Below are 15287 nucleotides of genomic sequence, written 5' to 3' on the forward strand. Positions count from 1 at the left end.
ATCTTTACGGACGCGAAGAGCACCTGTTCGCGCTGAATTCCAATCTTCATTATATTGACGCTCCTTCACTATCTCAACTTCGCTCCTCGAACACTTTCCGATGGGCTGCCAGGGATGTTTTCAGCATTCCTTCGACGTCGTCTATGACGTTTCCGTGTGCCGGGCAAATCCACCGGGTGGGGTGTTCCGCCAGCAGTCGCTCGATGTTTCCAAAGGCCGTGCTGACTTCGACGAACTTCGTCCAATAGAGGGCGCGTCCGGTGCCGTATGCGGCCTGTTCGACAGTCGGGGGGTGCGGCATCTCGCTCGAGAGCGACCTGCACTGGCCGGGCAAATGTGCCGGCTCGTCCTCCCCGTCCGGTTGGGGAATGTCGTGGATAAAGGAGAAGCCGTCGGAGACGAAGAGCATGCCCGAGCCGCTGTCGTAGCCCCAAAGGGTGTTGGAGAGATCGCGGATGTGGGCCGGGAAGAACATGAACTCGCGTCCGCCCAGGTCGATTCGGTCACCGGCACCACGGGGGGAGAATCGATCCGCATGTTCGGGGTAGTGCATGAAGTAATCGCGCACATCTCCGACAACGGTGGCTTCGGGGTAGCGCTCGAGCAGTGCCGGAAGGTTCCCTGCATGGGGTATTTCCGGGTGCGTGGGAAAAATGTAGTCCAGCCGGCGCCCTCCCAGCGCCTCGTCCAATTGCGCAAGCACCGTGGCCAGATGGGCCGGATCCCCGGTATCGACCAGGATCGCCGCCTTGACCCCCACCACCAGGTACGTCGAGACGTGGTAGTGGACTTCGTGTCCCTGCGCGTTGGCCGAAAGGCATCCGCCCAGCCAGTGGGCTCCGTCGGCAACTGCTCTGGGGTGTTCCATGTCGTTGGCGGTCACCGGACCCCTACTTCCCGAAGCACTCGTGCCAGCTCTCCGGCCTGGTCTGCGCACTCCTGGATCCCGCTGAACGGTGTCCCGTAGCCCGGGCCGATCGCGGTGACGGTTCTTTCACGAACAACCTGGAGAACGTGGTCCGCAATCTGGTGTGTGTCGGCTTCCGTGAACCACTCGAACTTGCGGAGGCCGTCCCGCGGGTCGGCCTCCGGCTCACTGCCATGTGTAAAAGCGTCGGAAGTCAGCAGTACCCCGGATGCAGGGTCATGGACCCAAAGCGTCGGAAGGAGCCGGAGCAACGGGGAAATGAGTTCAAGGACAATGCCGTAGCCAACATCCAGCTCAAGGGCGGTTCCGGGATCGACGGCAATACGGTTTGCTTTAGCAGCAGACCGGGGAACCGTAATTCCTCCGGTGTACCACACTGCCTCCACCGAACAGCGTGCCTCGATTGCCGGGATGTTGAGGCAGCATTCCATTTCGGTGCGGGTCAGCACGATGGACAGCGGTTCGCCAGGCTGAAGCAGCTCATCCAGCTGGGCGAGTATGTTCTCCTGATGAAGCCGCACGCCGGTGTCCACGAGCACCGAACCGTCCTGCCCTTTAATGAGGTAGCAGTTGATGTCCTGGTTCTTCCGGATTCCGTCAGGGCACCAGCTGACGTTCGCGTCGAGTTCAATGGTGCCGCCAAGGCGGTGGACCCGCCCGTCGGCCAGGGCGCCGGGGGTGAAGCTGCCTGACCGGGATACCGTCGCGGGGCCAGTCATCCCAGCGTCACGCTTTCAGTTTCCAGTCTGGCTTCAGCCCGGCGGGCCTGCGCCCAGACGGACACAGCCTGGTCCACGGTGCATACGTCGTGGCGGGCCCGCATTACGGTCAGCGCGGCGTCGTGAACGGCGGTGTCATAGGCTCCAACGGCATCTTCCAGAAGCACGGCGTAGAAGTCGTTGTGCACAGCGTCGCGCAGTGTTGCTTCGACGCACCCGCCGGTGGAAATACCCACGATTGCGACCGATTCGATTCCCTGGCTCCGCAGCAGCAGCGCCAGCTCCGTTCCCACGAACGCGCTTGGGCGGCGTTTTGTGATGACTGTCTCGCCTTCGGCCGGCAGGCAGGGTTCGCAGAATTCAGTTGCTGGATCGCCCTTAATGCTCAGCTTGCCAAGATCAATGGGGCGTCCGTTTGCCGTTTTATACAGGGCCCGGAGCCAGGCCGGGGGTGAACTTGCACCGTCGGGCAGGTTTTCGACACGGATGTGGAAGATGGGCACCGCGTTCTCCCGTGCTGCCGCGATGCTCTGGCTGCACCGTTCGACGACTCCGGGCATCATGCTCAGGTCGTGGCCCGAGTCGCCGATGGCGGCGCCGGCGGAGAGCGCCCCCTGCTGCATGTCGATGACGACAAGGGCACAGGTCGCCGGGTCGAGCAACTCGTCAAGGGTGTCGCGCACTTGCTTTCCGCAGATTTCAATCATGGTTATCTCTGTCCTGTCTGGGTCCGTGCGGCGGGTCACCGCGCAGAACGGGTCGGTTGCGTCTACTTGCCCAGTTCGCCGAAGTAGACCTGGCTGTTGGGCATCGGCATTCCACCGGGCAGGTCTTCCTGTTTGGCCAGCATGTTGCGCACTTCCACCAGGGACAGGATCGCGGCACCTTCGTCCACCAGTGCCGTCATGTCCTCGAGCAGGGCCGTTCGGGTTTCCTTTTCCTCGTCCGGTGTGGCCGCCAGCTTCAGACGCAGCTCATCGAATTCCGGGCTGGACCAGCCGGTGCTGTTGCTTGGGGCGTTCGTCCCGTAGAACGCGTAGGTGTAGAACGCCGGATCGAGAATGACGAGCGGTTCGGCGTACAGCGCCGCCTGGTACCGGCCGTCGATCAGTGCCGTGGAGAAATCGGTCGTGCTCGCCATATTCTGCAATTCGACGTCGATGCCCACTTCACCGAGCATGGACTGGATCAGTACCGCACTCTTGGCGGCCACAGGCCCCGGCCGGGTTTCGCTGTAGATGATCGTCAGCGGGAACCCGTCGGCGTAGCCGGCCTCGCTCAAGAGCTGCTTGGCTCCTTCCGGGTCGTGCTGGTAGATCTTCGAGTCCTCGATCATGGGGAAGACCGATCCTGCTGCCTCGCCGTACCCTGCGTACGCACCCTCGACAATTGCGTCCCGGTCCAGGGCCATGGAGATGGCATGGCGGACCCGCTTGTCAGCCAGCGGTCCGGCCTCGGTGTTGAGCATCAGCGTGTCGCGGTTTTGGCTTGCACAATCGGCAACGGTGACACCGTCCATCTCGCCAAGTGTCTTGTACTGTTCGTATTCGAAAGCGTTGGCCACGTCGAGCTCGCCCTGCTGCAGCAGCTGGCTGCGGGTGGCAGTGCTCGACACAGCCTTGACCACGACGCGGTCAGCCGAGCCCCGCTCGCCCTCCCAGTCTGGGTCGGCCGTGACGATCAAGGACGTGCCGGGGGTGAACTCTTCCAGTTCCCACCCGCTGTAGTCGGCGAGGTTCCGCGAGAGCCAGTCGTTGGCGGTGGGATCTTCCTCTGTCGCGTGCTTCTTGGCTTCGGTGCTGTCATGGATATAGAAGAGGTTGTTCTGGAGTGACTCGACCGTAAATGATCCCGGATCGGCGACGTTCAGCTGCACCGTGCGGTCATCGATGATCGCGACCAGATTGTCCACGTCGAATCCGCTGCTCTTGAGCGTCCCCTTCATGACGGGCTGGCGTTCCATCCCGATCTCCAGACTCCAGCGCACGTCTTCAGCGGAAAGCGTGTTGCCCCACTGGCTGGTCAGTTCGCGCAGCTTGACGATCACGCCGGTACCGTCCTCGTTGAGGTCGGCGCTTTCCGCCAGGCGGCCGGTGACATTCTCGGACACCTCCGAGCACGTTGCCTCGTCGGTATCTCCCCTTTCGTACTGAAGCAGTTGGGAGCCGAGTCCGGTCAGCACGACGTGTGAGGCGCTCCCTCCCCAGGGTGACGGGGTCAGGCTGTCGGGCAGCGCGCCCACACCCACGACGGCCGTCTCGGTACCGTTCTGGTTTGAGGACTCCGAGGCGTTGCTGCCTCCCGAGCAGCCGGTAAGTACTACAGCGAGAGCGGCTGTGAGGCAGCCGGTAAATACTGGCAAGCGTTTCATGGAAATGGTCTCCGGTTCTCTATGCGTTGTTGTCAGGAGAGGACAATAAAGAACTGCTAGGTAGAACGGGCTTTGGTACTAGTACCGGTAGGCCTGCTTGTGGCCTGCCCTGATGATCGGTTCCACATCTCGGATATTGGTGATCACGTTTCCATGAGTGGGGGCAACGAATTTGACGTCCAGGTCGTCGATCAGACGGAGCACGCGGTCATACACTTGGTCGGCATCGTTGGCGAAACGTGCCCAGTACAGTGCACTGCCGGTAAAGAATGCGGCGTTTTCGACCTTGATCGGCTCCGACAGTTCGCCCGTGGTCAGGCCGCACTCCCCCGGCAGATGTACGGGGTCTTCGTCGTCGAGCTCGGGGCGGTGCATGTAGCAGAAGCCGTCGGCGGTGAACAGTACCCCGGAGTTGGGGACGAAGGCCCACTGGGTGTTCGGCAGGTCCCGGATCAGGGCTTCGACGATGACCAGTTCCCTGCCGCCAAGGTCGATGCGGAACCCTGGTTCCCGGGCATGCAGGTTGGGCACGATCTGCGGGTAGAAAAGGTGGTAGTCGTGGGTATCCCCCACGACCTGGATGTCGGGGTACTTCTCGACCAGTCGCGGAAGGTTTCCGGTGTGGGGCAGCTCCGGGTGGGTCGGGAAAACATAGGTGAGCGGCTGGCCTTCGAGCAGCTCGTCAAGTTTGGCCGAGATAATGTTCCAGCTGCCGGGGTTGCCCGTGTCGACCAGGACGGAGGAATGTTCGCCTCGGACCAGATAGGTGGAGTTGTGGCCGTGGATGGTCCGGTCTGCCAGGAAGAACGGCAGGCAGGAACTCATCCAGGTCACCCCGTCGGCGATGTCCCGCGGGAGGTCGCTGCTCATGATTTCGACCGGATCATCGGTTGTTTCGACTGGCTGTCCCATGGGTTTTGCTCCTAGACCTGTGCCGGGACCGGCCCGGCAAGCGAATGTACGGGGTTCAAGGCATCGAGCATCATGTTCAGGTGCCTTTTGACGACGTCCCTGCCCTTGATCACGCTTCCGCGGGACGGGGCGATGATTTCGGGATCGAGCGAGGTGAATTTTTCGTAGAGCCATTCGCGCAGCGGTTCGCAATTCGCCCGGGGCAGCCATTCGTACTTCGCGTACAGGTGCCCGGCTACCTGTTCCACGGTTGTGTCGTCGCCGGTGGTGGAGTCGATGACGCGAGGCCCGTCGGGGCTGGTGGTCACGCCGTGGGTGAATGTGTCCGATGTGAATATGGTCCCGGTTGCCTCGTCCCAGCCCCAGAAGGTGGGCAGCAGCCGCAGCAGGGGTTGTTCGATCTCCAGGATGCGCCCGGCGCCGACCTGGATTTCGGCAGCGCGGGCGAGTGAGTCACCGTCGCCGGTGCGCTGCTTGTCCACCTGGTGGCGCCGGCCGCGCAGAGCGGCCCTGCTCATGTCGTCGAAGGCGTCGAAGGGGTTGATGACGCCGCCGGTGAAGAGCCGTTCAATATCCAGCCTTCCCGCGATCGGCTCGAGGTTTGACACGCAATCCATTTCGCTGCGTGTGAAGAACATGGAGAGAGTGCCGCCCTCCCCCACGCGTTCGGCGAGGTCATCGAGGATCTGTCCGCCGTGAACGGCCAGCCCGGTATCGACCAGGAGATGGTCCTGTCCTTCGGTGAGGAGGTAGCAGTTTGACGGCTGGAATCCTGTCGATCCTTTCGGCACCCAGCTGACTTTTTCATCCAGAGGAATCATTCCCCCGAGGACACCCAGTTTGCCCTCATGCAATGTAGTGAACATATCTTCAATCTATTGAATAGTGTTGGTTGTGTCAATGGTTCTGGACGGGTGAATCACACGCCGGCGGCCTGTTTTGCCTTCCGCCGGCCCAAGGTCCGTTTGCCTTGAATGGCTGCGCTGCGGGCACGGGGATCCAAAAGGGTCACCAGCGTGTCCAGGAGCACGTAGCCGCCTAGGCTTGTCGCGCCCATCACGAGCACGAATCCCTGGATCACGGGGACGTCGCCCTTGAGGACGCCGTCCAGTGACCAGCCGCCTACGCCCGGCCAGGCAAAGACGCTCTCCACGATGGCAGCACCGCTGAGCGCGGCTGCGAACAGGAGCACCATGTAGGTCATCAGCGAGCCCCGGATGTCGGTCAGCGCGTAGCGGTAGACCTGCTGCGGGCGTAAGCCGCATGCCTTGGCGAATTCGACCTGGGGCGAATGCAGGACCTGAATCAAACCGGTACGGACGGTTTTTCCGAACGGGGCGGCGAAAAACAGGCCCAGTGTGAGAATGAGGAGTCCCGCTCGGCTCAGGATTGCCCCCACTGTTGCCCACTGTCCTGAGAGGACCGCATCTATGGGTACCGAGCCGGTAATCTCCGGCGGCGGGATGTCGGAACTGGAGAGCATGCCCATGGGTGCCGGGGCGATCTGCAGCTGCTGGTAGAAAATGAAGAGCAGGAGAAGTGCCAGCACGAACTCCGGCATGGCCATGAGAATGGAGACGGCGCCGGTGAAGGAACGGTCGGCGAAGCGTCCCGACTTGTAGGCGGCAACGCTTCCCATCGTCATGCCGATTACCAGGGCGAGTGCCAGCCCCGGAACCAGGTAGACGAGCGTGTTCGGCAATCGGCGCAGCATCTCTTCCGATACCGAACTTCCGGTGAAAAACGACTCGCCGAAATCCCCTCGCAAGGTCCTGGCCATGTAGTCGAAGTAGCGTTCCCAGAATGATTTATCCAGTCCCAGCTGCTGGTTGATCCGCGCAATGTCCGCCGGCGTTGCATACTCGCCCAGCAAGGCGACTGCCGGGTTTCCCGGCAGGAGCGAGACCAGGCCAAAGCTTAAACTGATCAGCCCCAGGAGAAGGAGAAACGCGATGACAATTCTTGAAATGATGTAACGGATCATGGATTTCCCACCTGTATGTGCGAGACGGCTTCCCGTCCGGAATCCCTGCGCGCAGCCGCGGACTCATAGGGGACCGGTGGCATGGCAGCGGACATGAGCGCCTGCGTATATGGTTCCCGGGGCTCCGTCAGGACTTGCCTGCTCGTGCCGATCTCGACGAACTTTCCGCGCCGCATGACCAGCACGCGCGAGCAGAAGTGCCGTACCGTCTCGATGTCGTGGGAGATGAAAATGTAGGTCAGCCCCCGCGACAGGCGAAGATCCGCCAGCAATGCAAGGATCGAAGCACGGATGGTCAGGTCAAGCGACGAGGTCGGTTCATCCAGAACCATCAAGGTCGGATCTGTCACGAGGGCACGCGCAATCCCCACGCGCTGTTGCTGTCCGCCGCTGAGATTCGCGGGACGCCGGTCGAGGAATTCACCGGAAAGACCCACTTCTTCCAGGGTCCGCGCCACCTTTTTCCAACGCTCCGCCCTAGTTTTGTACATCTTGGAAACGATCAGCGGTTCCTCGACGATCTGGCGGATCGTCAGCCGTGGATTAAGCGAGGCGAAAGGCTCTTGAAATACGATCTGCCAGCGCCGCCGTCGCCGTCGCAACTCCCGGCGGGACAGCGCCAGGACGTCTTCGCCTTCCAGGACAATGGATCCTGAATCAGGTTCCATCAGCCGCAGGACCAGCCGTCCGAGTGTGGATTTGCCGGATCCGCTCTCACCGATCACACCCAGGCACTCTCCGGCTTCGACCGACAACGACACGCCGTCCACTGCCGTGACCGTCTGTCCCTGCGGGCCGGGGAACGTCTTTCTGACATCATTGACTTCTACAACAGCCATGGTTATGCCCTCCTGGAGTCAGTGAGCTGGATCTGCGGTACTGCAGCAGTACCGTCCGGGTCAGCTTCTTCGGCAGACAGAGACAACGCACCGGCTGATACCACCGACTCAAGAAGCGAAACCGTGTAGGGGTCCTGCGGTCGCACAAATACCTCGGAGACGGGCCCCTGCTCCACAAGGCGGCCGTTGTACATCACCAGCACGCGGTCGCAGTATTTGGCGACGACGCCGAGATCGTGGGTCACGATCAGCATGGCCCGGCCGCTTTCGGAGGTGAGCCGGCGAAGGGTGTCGAGCACCTGCCGCTGAACGGTCAGGTCAAGAGCGGTGGTCGGTTCGTCGGCGATGACCAGGCCGGGATTCATGTAGAGAGCCATGGCGATGACAACACGTTGAGCCATCCCTCCGCTGAGTTCATGGGCGTACCCATGGACAACCCGCTCGGGGTCGCCCACACCTGTCGCCGTCAGCAGGTCAATGGCATGTTGACGCGCCCCGTGGTTGAATCTCTGCCCGTGCGCCTTGACGATGTTGGCGAATTGCTTCTCGATGCGCAGTACCGGGTTGAGTGCGCTGAATGGATTCTGTGCCACGAAACCGATATCCCGGCCGCGGATCTGTCGAAGCTCTCGTTCCCTCATCTCGAGCAGGTTCCGCCCATTGAAATGTGCTGCCCCGGCGGCGACCCGGCCAGGAGGCATCAGCAGCTTAATCACCGAACGGACAATGGTGGATTTGCCTGAACCGGATTCACCTACAATCCCGACGATTTCGCTGTCGCCGACATCAAAGGAAATGCCGTGCAATGCCCGGATCACGCCGTTCCGCGTGTCGAACTCCGTTACCAGGTCCTGTACCTGTAGTCGTGTCATCTGGCCCGCTCCACTCGCTCGATCTTGTTCTCGATTGCGCCGGCAAGGATGTTAAGCGAGCCGATGACCAGCAACATCGCCAGTGCGGGAAAGGCAGCTGCCCACCATTCCCCGCGCACCAGCATGCTCGCACCGTCATTGATCATCCCGCCCCATGACGGCTGGGGAGGCCGCAGGCCTACTCCGAGGAAGTTCAAGGCGGCAATTGTTCCCAACGCGTTGGCCGCTGTCAGAGTCGCCTGCACGAGCACGACCCCGTAGGCGTTTCGGAAGATATGGTTGAATGCCACGCGTACGGGAGAGCATCCGGTAGCGATGGCCGCCTCAACGTAACGCGCCGATCGCAGCGAGATCGCCGCCGCCCGTGTTAACCGCACGAAGCGGGGAGCACCCACAATGGCAATCGCCAGGATGACATCGGTAGCGCCTCCGCCCATCAGCTGAATGGCAACAATGGCGATCACGATGATCGGAAGCGCCGCGAAGGCATCGATAACGCGCATGACGGCATCACCAATGCGGCCACTGGTGGCAAAAAGGCCGAGCGGAACGCCCACGAGCAGGGACAGAACCGTGGCCGCCAAGGCGATGGGAAGATCGATCTGCGCAGCTTCAATGGTCCGGGAGAAGACATCCATTCCGATCCCGTCTGTGCCGAACCAGTGATCCGAATTGGGGGCGATCGCCGTTGATGCCGCGTCGGGCTGCAACGGATCATGCGGAAACGGCAGCAGCGCCGCGAGCGGAAGTCCTATAAGAAACAGCCCCGCGATGACGGTTAAGGTTGGATTTGTTCGGTTTCTTATACGTGCGCCTCGCTTACCGCCCGTACCCGGTACCGGTAAACCGGTGATGGTCCGCGGGCGGGCCTGGATACTCACGAGATCCCTTCGCTGTATGTTTTGCGCTCACCGCGGCGTGGTCGTCGGTATGCGGACATGGAGGACTCCTTCGTCTTACCCTGTACAAGTTGCATATCAAAGCTTCATCAGCTTATTGAACACGAAGTGTAGCCCGCATCACACCGAGAAAGTAACCCCCGTTCCTGCCGTTCCCCAAATCGGCAACGCGTGAGCCATTATCAGGGAAGGCCTGCCCTTGCCCGTATGTCGGCGTTTTCTCAGTGTGCTTGCTATTTGCCCGGTCGGCGACGAACTCCCTCCCGCAGGCGAAGAATCCGAACCTCCCCTGGCTCGCCATCCATTGACAGCACCCGCCTTAGCTTCACTATAATGAGGATCACAACAGCTCCACTGAAGATTTTTATAACTTCACGCTCTTTCGGTGTTCCTCATCGGGAGCAGAACAGGATGGGGAACTTACATATGTCTAGCCTGCCCGAAACCATCAATGCCACCTCCCCCGTGGCAGCCAATCCGCCGGTCACGTATCTGATGCGGGATGGCGAACTGGTCGAATACGCCGACGCGAACCTCCATGTGCTCAGCACAACCTTGAAATATGGGGTAGGGGTATTCGAAGGTTTCCGCGCCTATTGGAGCGAAGACGACAACGAGCTCTATGCCTTCCGTGTTGCGGATCATATGCGCCGTCTGGTCGATTCCATGCGCGTCGTCGAAATCGACGGACCCCAGGACATCGAGATGCTCTCCGAGCAGCTACTGAGCCTGGTCCGCGCGAACAATCTCCGCAGCAACCTTCACATGCGGGCACAGGTCTTCGTTGACTCCAGCGACGGCAAACCCGACGACACGGGGCCAGCCACGGTCTTCATGGCTGCGATTCCGATGAACAACTATTTCGGCGCGTCCGGCCTCGACGTCCAGATCAGCAGCTGGGCGCGTCTGTCCGACCGGTCCATGCCGCCGCGAATCAAATCGATCGCAAACTATCAGAACGGCCGCCTCGCGCTCCTCGAGTCCCGCCGGAACGGTTACGACGCCGCCCTGCTGCTGACTGAAGACGGCCATGTCGCTGAAGGCGCCGGATACAACGTATTCATGGTCCGCCAGGGAAAGCTTTGTACACCCCCGGCAACCGAAAGCATTCTAGAAGGCATCACCCGCGACAGCGTATTGCACCTGGCGCGCACGGAACTGGGCCTGGACGTTGACCTGCGGCCCATCGACCGCACCGAACTGTATTCAGCCGACGAAATCTTCGTCTGCGGCAGCGCGGCGGAAGTAAACCACGTCACATCCGTCGACCGGACCCCCATCGGCAACGGAACGGCAGGCGAGCTGACACGCCGTATCCAGGACCTTTACCAAAAGGCCGTCCTGGGCCGGGCGGCAGCAGACCAAAACTGGGCGCTTCCGGTCTACGCAGGCTGACCGGTAAAGACGATGCACAGCACCCAGACGCTTCAGGACGCCAAACGTGTCGCCCTCCGGCACGCCTCTGCTACGTTTTCCGCCGAAAGCGACCCCGTGCTCGAGGTCGCCGAAGGTGAGCCCTTCATTATCGAAGCCAGCAGCCTGCTCACCGGTGGCCTGTTTGAGACGACAACCGACTATGCAAAACTGTCGATCCCCGTGACCGGTCCCGTTGCGGTTACCGGCGCCCAGCCAGGCGACGCCCTTCGCATCGACATCCACGAAATTAATATTGATGACCGCGGCGCCATGGTCACCCTGCCCGGCAGGGGCGGCTTCAGCAGGACACTTGAAAAAACCGGCCGCATCGTGGAAATCGTCCACGACGAGGTGCTCTTCGATGCCGAAACCAGAATCCCCATTAGGCCGATGGTGGGCAAAATCGGCCTTGCCCCCTCTACAGGCACCCCCAATTCCAGTACCGTCGGTGCCCACGGCGGCAACATGGACTGCAAGGACGTGGTCGCAGGATCGTCCGTCATTCTTCCGGTTCAAGTTGCCGGGGCATTCCTGTCCGCCGGTGACCTGCATGCAGTCCAAGGCGACGGGGAATGCTCGCTGACGGCCGTGGAAGTAGCGGGAAACATCCTGCTCTCCTGCAGCGTGATCGCAGGCGCCGCGCCCCGGCGGCCCGTGGTGCTCTCCGGCGGATCGGTCATCACGATAGGCGACGGCGAGTCCCTCGACGAGGCAGCAAGCCATGCCCTTGACGACATGCTGGCGCTCCTCCAGGCGGACCGTCGGTGGCCCGCCGAAAAGGCTGCCATGCTCCTGAGCGCAGCAGCAGATGTCGGCGTCACGCAACTGGTCAATGCACGCGCCTCGGTCAAGGTCTCCCTCAGCACGCGCTATTTCAACAGCCCGCTCTTTGTGCCCGGCACCAGCCCCAACTGAACGAAGGTGAAAGAAATCCCATGATCGATCTCTTACTGACAAACGGCATTGTGGTCACAGCCTCCGGCGCCGAGCGTCTGGACATCAGCATTTCCGACGGAAAAATCGTCGCCCTCCAGACGAGCGGCTACGCCAGCCTGCTCGAAGCCACTCGTGTAGTGGACCTCCAGGGTCAGCTCGTGGTTCCCGGCGGGGTCGACCCCCATGTTCATACCAACTCCGTGCTGCCCACCGCCGCCGAAAGCGGGATCATGTGTTTCGGGCCGGACCGCGTCAGTGAGGGCGCGATCTACGGAGGTACGACAACGCTGGTCGATTTCGCCCACTGGCAGCCAGGCGACGAACTTTCCCAGTCATTCGCCCGCAAATCAGCGGAATGGCAGGGCACCACGTACACCGACTACGCGCTCCACGGCACCTTCAAGGAACCGGAGATTCCCTTCGAAGTCCTCGAGCAGATTCCGGACGCCGTCGCCAATGGCCACGGCAGCTACAAAGTATGGATGACCAACACCACCCCTACGCGCCCGCGGCAGAAGACAGACCTTGGCAACATGTGGGGGCTGATGGAACAGACAGCAGCGTCAGGTGCCATGCTCGCCGTCCACGCTGAAGACGATGACATCGTGATGTATTCCTATAAAAAATTGCAGCACCAAGGCAAAACCGGCATCGAATACATGCACCATGCACACAACAATCTCTCCGAGAAACTCTCCTTCCAGCGTGCGATTACCCTCGCCAACCATGTCGGGGCACCCATCTACCTGATGCACGTCAGCGCCCGCGAAGGAGTGGACGCCATACGCGAGGCCAGGGGCAACGGCCAACCTGTCTATGGGGAGATACTGCCGCACTACGCCTACTTCACCGCGGAGGACTACCGGCAGGAAAACGGGGTAATTTATCACACCTACCCCTCGCTGAAATCATCGAATGACCGCGATTCCATGTGGGAGTCCCTGCTCGATGGATCATTGAGCACACTGGCTACCGACGGTGTATGTACAGACTTTGACGTTAAAACCCGCGGGCAGACCATCCTTGACGCAACCGGCGGACACGCCGGTGTAGAAATGCGGATGGCTGTTGCCTATACGGAAGGCGTCTCGAAACGAGGTCTGGATCTGACTCGTTTCGTCGACATCACTTCGGCTAACGCCGCAAAGATTCTTGGGCTGTATCCCCAAAAAGGCGTTATCGCCGTGGGCAGCGACGCTGATCTGGCTATCCTCGACACTACGGTCGATCGCACCATCAAGGCATCCGACCTGCACGAGGCTGACTACACACCATGGGAAGGCTACCGGGTAGCAGCCTGGCCGAGCATGACAGTTCTGCGAGGGCAAGTAATCGTGGAAGACCGCCAACTGAAATCCCCGCCACAAGGAACGATGCTCAAGCAGCGTGTTTCCAGCGATGTCCTGAACAGGCCCGCCTGCTGACCCACATTGCTCTGACTTGCAGCCGCCGAATCAGTTCGAGGAAAGGGCACTTCCAGAGCACTTGCTGCCTGCTCGCCGGGTCTTCAGAAGCAAACACCGACTCATCCGCTCGTTCCGTTCGCCACTGCTAAACAAACCGGAACCCGTAAACAGCTAACCGGAACCCGCTACATCTGAAAACGGGGAAGAATCGAGGAGACGCGACATGGAGTGTGACACCGCCGATTCCAGGTTCCGCCGCTTCGTCGATGCGGCAGGCCTGGAACCAGGCGATGAAATCGAGGCATACGGCCGTTCCGGGCTCCTCCTGAGAGGACGAGTGGATGAAATCGCCCTGCATCTGGAAGTTATCTGGATACGAGAAAGCGGCACCAACGACCGGAGACTTCTACATGTGGATGATGGCGACATCAGCCGAATCGGCCCCTGAAGCTGCTGATGCCCGACTGCGAGTATCGCCTACCCAGCGACGGCCCAGTCGCCTCGGATGCCTCGTGTCTACGGCTCAGCCGAAGAATTCCTGCACGAACTGCTGCCCCACTTTTGAGCGCAGCGTCGACGGCCGCTCGGCCCCGTGGTGCATCGAGTGGTACTTCCACCCCGAAGCGGTCTCCCGAATAGAAGCGCTGTGGCGGAGCTTGGGAGCACCTCCGCCTGGACGGTGCAACAGGAATGAGTCTCTGGTGGAAAGATCACGCTGGTTACCAGATGACTATTCTTCTGGACCCCCGCTAGCGGGACAGTCCGCCCTTGCCGCGCTCAGCACCCATTGCTGCCCCTGAATGGGATTTTCGGGCCTTGGCCGCGCGGCTGCCCATGGCGACGGCCGTGCTGGGGTGGGTGCCTTCGCTGCGGGCTGCGGCCAGGCGACCCCGGACCTGGGTTTCGTTCGCCCCGCTGTTCCCCAGAGACTCGGCAAACGCCTCGTGGTGGGCGGCTGAGCCGTAGCCGGCGGCTGACTCGGTTTCTGCTTTCAGTCCGTGGTCTTGGAGCCGGTTGCTGGCGTTGCCGGTGACGCGGTTTTCGATCTCGCGGCCGATGCCTTCGAGGCGGTCGAAGAGTTCCTTTTCGGCTCGTTCGTACCGCTGTTCCATTGACGCCCGCTGGGATCCCGTGAATCCGGCTTCTGCCAGGAGCTTGGTTTCGTGCATTTCCTTGGCTGCTTGTACGAATGCGGGATCCTTGAAGTGCGAGTCGTCGGCACCGCTGACGTTCGCGGTGGTTTCTTTGCGGAGCTGGTCGATATCGGGACCGTGGATCCCGTCCTTGCCAATAAGGAACATGCGTTCCTTCACTTCGGCGTCTGCGGCAGCTACGGCTGTGGGGGTTTTCGCGTTGTGGGCCCGCTGCAGGGCCTGTGCCAGCTCGGGGTTGGCCAGGTATTCAACGGGAACCTGGTGGCGCTCCATTTCAGGGGCGAGTTTCCCGGCCTGTGAGCGGAGCTCTTCGGCGCGGGCCGCTGCGAGCAGCTGCATGGCTTTTTCATGTTCAGCGGCGGCCTTGCGGGTCTGTTCCTGGCTGCGCGCCAGCTCATCCTGCCGGGCCTTTTCGGTCGCGATGGTTTCGATCCCGGATTCGAGGTAGGCGGTGTCCGGGCCGACGTCGTGGGTGTCGATGCCGTACCGGGCGAGGACTTCATGCCGGATCTTCTCCGACGCTTCCAGGGCGGTGGGGTCTTGGTCTTTCCAGCCCTCAGCGACAGCGTGGACGGCGGCAATGTCGGCCGGCTTCGCCTTCTCCCACCACTGATCCTTGTGTACGGCGGCGAGTGCCGCGTGTGCTGCGCTGCGTTCGGCCGCGACCCGGGCCTGGGTTTCGTGCGCTGCCTGGGCGTCCTGGTGTTCCTGTTGTCGTTGGGCCTCTTGCCGGCGGCGTGCCAGTGTCTCGGCGATGCGTGAGGCGATCAGCAGTGATTGCCGCATGCTGTTGTCCATGAAGTCGTCGATGCCGTCTGCTTCACTCAAGGTGTTCTCCTTGCACTAGTGAC

At 61.4% G+C, this 15287-nt stretch carries 16 protein-coding genes and 1 pseudogene; 6 read left to right on the top strand and 11 right to left on the bottom strand.

The window, feature by feature from the left end; all coding sequences use genetic code 11:
• Positions 1-73 precede the first annotated feature (73 nt).
• From AC20117_RS06765 to AC20117_RS06805, 10 genes are all read right to left on the bottom strand, one after another.
• A complete protein-coding gene (locus AC20117_RS06765) occupies positions 74-883 on the bottom strand; it encodes an MBL fold metallo-hydrolase (protein WP_074700378.1) in 810 nt (269 codons plus the stop codon).
• Positions 880-1647 carry an MBL fold metallo-hydrolase gene (locus AC20117_RS06770; protein ID WP_074700377.1) on the bottom strand — a complete coding sequence of 256 codons (768 nt, stop codon included), beginning with the start codon at positions 1645-1647 and terminating at the stop codon, positions 880-882. The genes AC20117_RS06765 and AC20117_RS06770 overlap by 4 nt, the downstream gene beginning before the upstream one ends.
• The gene (locus AC20117_RS06775) at positions 1644-2354 is read right to left on the bottom strand and encodes a cysteine hydrolase family protein (RefSeq protein ID WP_074700376.1); all 711 of its coding nucleotides are present in this window, start codon (positions 2352-2354) and stop codon (positions 1644-1646) included. Before AC20117_RS06775 ends, AC20117_RS06770 begins: the two co-directional genes overlap by 4 nt.
• Before the next feature lie 62 nt (positions 2355-2416).
• Positions 2417-4018, bottom strand: coding sequence for an ABC transporter substrate-binding protein (locus AC20117_RS06780; RefSeq protein ID WP_083339696.1), 1602 nt, complete (start codon positions 4016-4018; stop codon positions 2417-2419).
• Between the two features lie 78 nt (positions 4019-4096).
• Positions 4097-4930: an MBL fold metallo-hydrolase gene (locus AC20117_RS06785; RefSeq protein WP_074700374.1), complete on the bottom strand. Its 834-nt coding sequence runs from the start codon at positions 4928-4930 to the stop codon at positions 4097-4099.
• 11 nt (positions 4931-4941) lie between these two features.
• Positions 4942-5796 carry an MBL fold metallo-hydrolase gene (locus AC20117_RS23230; RefSeq protein WP_074700373.1) on the bottom strand — a complete coding sequence of 285 codons (855 nt, stop codon included), beginning with the start codon at positions 5794-5796 and terminating at the stop codon, positions 4942-4944.
• Positions 5797-5849: 53 nt separating this feature from the next.
• Positions 5850-6914 carry an ABC transporter permease gene (locus tag AC20117_RS06790; protein ID WP_074700372.1) on the bottom strand — a complete coding sequence of 355 codons (1065 nt, stop codon included), beginning with the start codon at positions 6912-6914 and terminating at the stop codon, positions 5850-5852.
• Positions 6911-7753, bottom strand: a complete 843-nt coding sequence (locus AC20117_RS06795) for an ABC transporter ATP-binding protein (RefSeq protein WP_074700371.1) — start codon at positions 7751-7753, stop codon at positions 6911-6913. The genes AC20117_RS06790 and AC20117_RS06795 overlap by 4 nt, the downstream gene beginning before the upstream one ends.
• A gap of 2 nt (positions 7754-7755) precedes the next feature.
• Positions 7756-8625, bottom strand: a complete 870-nt coding sequence (locus AC20117_RS06800) for an ABC transporter ATP-binding protein (RefSeq protein WP_074700370.1) — start codon at positions 8623-8625, stop codon at positions 7756-7758.
• Positions 8622-9506 (bottom strand): ABC transporter permease, encoded by an 885-nt coding sequence (locus tag AC20117_RS06805; protein ID WP_139186771.1) that lies wholly within the window; start codon positions 9504-9506, stop codon positions 8622-8624. Before AC20117_RS06805 ends, AC20117_RS06800 begins: the two co-directional genes overlap by 4 nt.
• 444 nt (positions 9507-9950) lie before the next feature.
• Here AC20117_RS06805 and AC20117_RS06810 point away from each other — a divergent pair, with 444 nt between their 5' ends.
• From AC20117_RS06810 to AC20117_RS24210, 6 genes and pseudogenes are all read left to right on the top strand, one after another.
• Complete coding sequence (locus AC20117_RS06810; RefSeq protein WP_158300437.1) at positions 9951-10919, top strand: branched-chain amino acid transaminase; 969 nt, start codon at positions 9951-9953, stop codon at positions 10917-10919.
• Positions 10920-10931: 12 nt separating this feature from the next.
• The gene (locus AC20117_RS06815) at positions 10932-11855 is read left to right on the top strand and encodes an acetamidase/formamidase family protein (protein ID WP_074700369.1); all 924 of its coding nucleotides are present in this window, start codon (positions 10932-10934) and stop codon (positions 11853-11855) included.
• A 20-nt stretch (positions 11856-11875) separates the two neighbouring features.
• Entirely contained in the window at positions 11876-13300 is a 1425-nt protein-coding gene (locus AC20117_RS06820; protein WP_074700368.1) for an amidohydrolase family protein, read from the top strand.
• A gap of 205 nt (positions 13301-13505) precedes the next feature.
• Entirely contained in the window at positions 13506-13730 is a 225-nt protein-coding gene (locus AC20117_RS06825; RefSeq protein ID WP_074700367.1) for a hypothetical protein, read from the top strand.
• Positions 13702-13893: pseudogene (locus tag AC20117_RS24205) on the top strand (hypothetical protein); the annotation flags it as partial. The gene AC20117_RS06825 and the pseudogene AC20117_RS24205, both read left to right, overlap by 29 nt.
• 79 nt (positions 13894-13972) lie before the next feature.
• A complete protein-coding gene (locus tag AC20117_RS24210) occupies positions 13973-14035 on the top strand; it encodes a hypothetical protein (RefSeq protein WP_335644993.1) in 63 nt (20 codons plus the stop codon).
• Here the strand turns inward: AC20117_RS24210 and AC20117_RS06835 are convergent.
• Positions 14032-15264 (bottom strand): hypothetical protein, encoded by a 1233-nt coding sequence (locus AC20117_RS06835; protein WP_074700366.1) that lies wholly within the window; start codon positions 15262-15264, stop codon positions 14032-14034. The two genes, AC20117_RS24210 and AC20117_RS06835, sit on opposite strands and share 4 nt — an antisense overlap.
• Positions 15265-15287 lie beyond the last annotated feature (23 nt).

The sequence above is a fragment of the Arthrobacter crystallopoietes genome, from assembly GCF_002849715.1.
Taxonomy (GTDB): Bacteria; Actinomycetota; Actinomycetes; order Actinomycetales; family Micrococcaceae; genus Crystallibacter; species Crystallibacter crystallopoietes.

What these genes read in the sequence shown, in the direction of transcription:
- AC20117_RS06820 (WP_074700368.1), top strand. Translation starts at nt 11,876, where the DNA reads ATGATCGATCTCTTACTGACAAACGGCATTGTGGTCACAGCCTCCGGC.
- AC20117_RS06795 (WP_074700371.1), bottom strand. Translation starts at nt 7,753, where the DNA reads ATGGCTGTTGTAGAAGTCAATGATGTCAGAAAGACGTTCCCCGGCCCG.
- AC20117_RS06790 (WP_074700372.1), bottom strand. Translation starts at nt 6,914, where the DNA reads ATGATCCGTTACATCATTTCAAGAATTGTCATCGCGTTTCTCCTTCTC.
- AC20117_RS06775 (WP_074700376.1), bottom strand. Translation starts at nt 2,354, where the DNA reads ATGATTGAAATCTGCGGAAAGCAAGTGCGCGACACCCTTGACGAGTTG.
- AC20117_RS06815 (WP_074700369.1), top strand. Translation starts at nt 10,932, where the DNA reads ATGCACAGCACCCAGACGCTTCAGGACGCCAAACGTGTCGCCCTCCGG.
- AC20117_RS06800 (WP_074700370.1), bottom strand. Translation starts at nt 8,625, where the DNA reads ATGACACGACTACAGGTACAGGACCTGGTAACGGAGTTCGACACGCGG.
- AC20117_RS06770 (WP_074700377.1), bottom strand. Translation starts at nt 1,647, where the DNA reads ATGACTGGCCCCGCGACGGTATCCCGGTCAGGCAGCTTCACCCCCGGC.
- AC20117_RS23230 (WP_074700373.1), bottom strand. Translation starts at nt 5,796, where the DNA reads ATGTTCACTACATTGCATGAGGGCAAACTGGGTGTCCTCGGGGGAATG.
- AC20117_RS06825 (WP_074700367.1), top strand. Translation starts at nt 13,506, where the DNA reads ATGGAGTGTGACACCGCCGATTCCAGGTTCCGCCGCTTCGTCGATGCG.
- AC20117_RS06810 (WP_158300437.1), top strand. Translation starts at nt 9,951, where the DNA reads ATGTCTAGCCTGCCCGAAACCATCAATGCCACCTCCCCCGTGGCAGCC.
- AC20117_RS06785 (WP_074700374.1), bottom strand. Translation starts at nt 4,930, where the DNA reads ATGGGACAGCCAGTCGAAACAACCGATGATCCGGTCGAAATCATGAGC.
- AC20117_RS06780 (WP_083339696.1), bottom strand. Translation starts at nt 4,018, where the DNA reads ATGAAACGCTTGCCAGTATTTACCGGCTGCCTCACAGCCGCTCTCGCT.